A 4,294-nucleotide genomic window follows, 5' to 3' on the forward strand; every position below is an offset into this window, starting at 1 on the left:
GTTAAATAATTAATTAATAAAAACTTATTTTAAGGAATTGATTGTGAATTATTTATCATTGATTGATTCTATATTTATTATTTATAAAATTAATTTTAAATCAAATTTAAAACTAAAAAATAAATATAGTTTAAGTTTAAGAATAGGCACTTTATTTTTGATAATAGTTTTGGGTAATTATTGTTGAACGAATAAATTTTTTTACGTCTATAATTTTTAGTAAATAATTTTGGTTTTAAATTTTCTTTATAATCGCTAAAAAGGAGAAAAAATTTTAAAAAAAGAAGCAGAAAATTAAATGACGGATGTCGGCATTCCCATTGAGCAACCAGCAATCCATCCGGTTGTCCAGGCATTTTGGAAATTGAATCCTCCAGTGATCCCATCGATGTTGAGAATTTCTCCAGCAAAGAAGAGATGGGGGCAACGGCGACTTTCAAGTGTTTTAAAATTGACTTCATTTAAAGCCACCCCACCGCACGTGACAAATTCTTGTTTGTAAGTAGTTTTGCCCTGAATTAAAAATGGGCTAGCGCGCAAATAGGTTATGAAAGAAGAAAGGTGTTTATTGGAAAGCATCGCCCATCTTAAATCAGCATCAATACTAGATAATTGAGCAAGCCTCTTCCACAATTGTTTAGGTAATTCGAACAAGGATTCCGACATTACTAACTTAGCAGGGTTGCTTCGCTTCATTTTTGAGAAAGTCTGCCTAATCTCTTCTTCAGATAAATTTGGAAGCCAATTGATTTCCATTTTGGTTTTATAATTTAAAGTGTGAAGTTCACGAGCTGCCCAAGCTGAGAGCTTAAGAACCGCTGGCCCACTAAAGCCCCAATGTGTGAGTAAAAGTGGGCCTTGCTGCATGATTCCTTCATCGACAAGGCGAACTTGCGCGAAAGGTAATGAAACGCCGGCTAAATCTAACAAGGGAGAATCAGGTACATTAAAGGTAAAAAGGGAGGGAACGAGAGGGATGATGGTATGTCCTAACTCTTCCAGTAAGGGATAAAGTTTCGGAGCGCTTCCGGTTGCCATTAACAATTTATCACAAATTAAAATTTCTTCATTAGAAAGATGTAGGATAAATTCTTTTTCCTCTTTAATAATTCTTTGGACAGCTCTTTCAAGCCGAATATCTATACGAGCTTCTCGAGCAGCTTGCTGCAAGCAAGCAATAATTGTTTCTGACTGATCTGTCACCGGAAACATACGACCATCTTCTTCTACCTTGAGTTTCACTCCTCTATTTTCAAACCATTCAATCGTATCTTTCGGTTGAAAACGAGTAAAAGGCCCTCTCAATTCTTGACTTCCTCTTGGGTAAGATTTAATCAAAATAGAAGGATCAAAACAGGCATGCGTCACATTACAACGCCCCCCTCCTGAAATGCGAACCTTAGCAAGCGGTTGACGCGTTTTTTCTAAAAGAATGACTTGATGTTGAGGAAAATGATGGGCGCAAGAAATGGCTCCAAAAAAACCAGCAGCCCCTCCTCCCACAACCACAATAGTCAAAGATTTATCACTCATCTTCAGCTTCACTTTGCTGCAATTCCAAACTTGCTGTTTCCCATTTTTCCATAGAAGTTATTAATGCATTCTCCAGTAATTGTTTTTCTTGAGTATATTCTAGCTGTTTTTCTCGTGTTGATATTTGATAAAACCTTTCAGAAGTCATAATTTGTTCAATTTCTTTAATCTTTTCTTCAATTTTATGACACTCTTCTTCTGCTAAAAATACTCGCTTCTTTAGTTGAGTTTTCAAACTTTTTAGACGTTTTTGCTCTTGATAAGTTGACAAAGAATTTGTTTTTGCTTCTTCATGTGCGTAACGTTGACTCAAAGCCTTTGGTTTGGATAAATGATCTTTTTCTTGCTTTTCTACGTACTCAGGATAGCTTCCTTTAAAATCTTCTATTTTTTGGTAGTTAATTTCCAAAATGCGATTAGCAATATGTGAAACAAAATAACGGTTGTGGCTAACAAGCAAAAGAGTTCCTGAATAATTTTGCAAAGCTTTCGTTAATTCATCAATAGCTTCTAAATCCAGGTGATTTGTCGGCTCATCAAAAATCAAAACATTAGGTTTTAACAGCATCATTTTAGCAAGAATCAACCGGGCTGTTTCGCCTCCACTTAGTGTATGAATAGGCTGCTTAACTGTATCCCCTGAGAATTTAACGAGACCTAAAAGGTCTCTGATCTGCTCTTGAGTTTTGATCCGATCAAATTGACCCAGCCAATCAAGCAAGTTCAAATCACCTTGCACTTCTCTTGCATGGTCTTGAGGAAAATAAGCAATTTGAGTCGCAAATCCCCAATCAAATTCTCCTTGGTCGGGTTGGGCATGATCTGTCAATATTTCCAGTAAAGTCGATTTCCCAATTCCATTGGGACCAATAATCGCCAAACGATCTCCTCGTTCTATTTCAAATGAAACATTCTCCAAAACTTTTTTGGATCCATAAGTTTTATAGAGATTTTTAGCTTTAAGAACAGTAACACCAGAAGCTCTTTCGGGTACAAAATTCAAATTTGGATAAAGTCGAGAAGTCGGAAGAAGATTTAAACTATCCATTTCATCTTCTATTTTTTCAACCAAACGAGCTTTGGATTGCGCTTGTCGAGCCTTTGTCGCTTTAGCTCCAAAGCGATCGATAAAGCCTTGTAAATCTTCTCGACGCTTATCATGCTTAGTGAGCATTGCTTCTTTTTGCTCAAGATCTTGCTTTTTCTGTTTAGCAAAAGTTTCATAATCTCCTTTATAAATTTTGATTGTCCCATAATCGACATCTGCAATATGCGTACAAATATTATTAAGAAAATCTCGATCATGAGATGTCACAATTAATGTACCAGGAAAATTGCGTAAATAACCTTCTAGCCATTTAATGGAATATAGATCTAGGTGGTTAGTCGGTTCATCTAACACTAAAATGGCATGTTTACCAAAAAATAGCTGAGCGAGAAGAACCCGGAGCTTATAGCCCCCCGATAAAAAATGTAAGGGCTTTTGGTGAGATCCTTCTCGAATTCCTAATCCCTCTAGTAATTTTGCCGCCTCTCCTTCAGCAGTGTATCCATCTTGATCCTCGATTATTTTTTCTAAACGAGAAAGAGCTTGGCAATCATCGTCTGTAAATGGTTCTCGCTGTAAAATGCGTTTTTTTTCTTCTAAGCTGCGCCATAATAACTGTTTTCCTCTTAACACAACATCAATTACCCGTTCATTTTCATACAAATAGTGATCTTGTTTTAAAGAACCAAGAGTAAGCTGTTGAGGGATGGCCACGTGACCTGCATCAGCACAAATCTCTCCCGTCAAAATTTTGATTAGAGTAGATTTTCCACACCCATTAGCCCCAATCAATCCGTATCGATTTCCTGGATTAAATTGAAGATTCACTTGTTTAAAAAGAATTTTAGCGCCAAAACGCATTGTTAATTCGATTAATGCAATCATAAATTCTGATCAGTTTACACGTTTTATTATTTTATTGAGAAATGAGGGATTTTATCATGAAAAGGGTAAAAAGCATAACTATTATCAGTAAATCTTCTTATTAAGGTTGCTTGTTAAATAGCATTTTTTGGTAGTGCTAAATAGGTAAGGCTATTCCAATAAACTGATCTAATTGGATAGATTAATTGTTCTAATTCAAGCAGAGAAGAGCAATGAAATCTACAAACTGCGGATCAAACGCAGATTTTTTCAAAGATATGACATTATAAATAAAGAAATACAATTTCTCAAAAAACAGCATAAAAAAAATTAATAGGATGGTTTTTTCCTCTGATACAAAAATATGGATTATTTCAATTATATCCGAAAAATTGTAACAATTGGAAACTAATTAAAAATCCTCAAGAAGGTGATGTTATCCCTGGTTTGTCGGGCCTAAGGAAAACTCGATTAAAAAGTATGAATAAAGGAAAAAGAGGGGGCTTTAGGGTTGACTATTTAGATATTCCAGAAAAGAGCAAGCTCTATCTCATTGTCTTATATCCTAAAAATGTGAAAGAAGATTTATCAGCTGAAGAAAAAAAATCATCGATCAGTTAATCTCTTGAAAAGTTCAGCATATTCATTAAAAACATATTTCTTAGCTTCTTCAAATTTGCTGTTTACTGGTTTTACCGATTGAATAGTAACACCTGTATTTGAATCTACAACTATTTGAAACAAACAATTTTCGTCAAGCCCTGCAGCTTGTAAAATTGATTTGTCAATGACAATGGCTTTACTATTTCCATGTTGAACTAAATGTTTAACTTGCATAATACACCTCTC

Annotated in this window: 3 protein-coding genes; all 3 read right to left on the reverse strand. The window is 35.1% G+C overall.

Annotated elements, in window-relative coordinates; all coding sequences use genetic code 11:
* Window positions 1-294: 294 nt before the first annotated feature.
* Complete coding sequence (locus BU804_RS05605) at window positions 295-1,533, reverse strand: NAD(P)/FAD-dependent oxidoreductase (RefSeq protein ID WP_075883321.1); 1,239 nt, start codon at window positions 1,531-1,533, stop codon at window positions 295-297.
* Window positions 1,526-3,466: an ABC-F family ATP-binding cassette domain-containing protein gene (locus BU804_RS05610; protein ID WP_075883322.1), complete on the reverse strand. Its 1,941-nt coding sequence runs from the start codon at window positions 3,464-3,466 to the stop codon at window positions 1,526-1,528. Before BU804_RS05610 ends, BU804_RS05605 begins: the two co-directional genes overlap by 8 nt.
* 585 nt (window positions 3,467-4,051) lie before the next feature.
* On the reverse strand, window positions 4,052-4,294 hold a 243-nt coding region (locus tag BU804_RS05620; RefSeq protein WP_226996143.1), incomplete at its 5' end, for an AbrB/MazE/SpoVT family DNA-binding domain-containing protein.

The sequence above is a fragment of the Candidatus Protochlamydia sp. W-9 genome (genome assembly GCF_001950615.1).
In the GTDB taxonomy this organism is placed as follows: Bacteria; Chlamydiota; Chlamydiia; order Chlamydiales; family Parachlamydiaceae; genus Protochlamydia; species Protochlamydia amoebophila.

Coding starts and splice junctions, on each gene's coding strand:
- BU804_RS05605 (WP_075883321.1), bottom strand. CDS start 1,533: ATGAGTGATAAATCTTTGACTATTGTGGTTGTGGGAGGAGGGGCTGCT.
- BU804_RS05610 (WP_075883322.1), bottom strand. CDS start 3,466: ATGATTGCATTAATCGAATTAACAATGCGTTTTGGCGCTAAAATTCTT.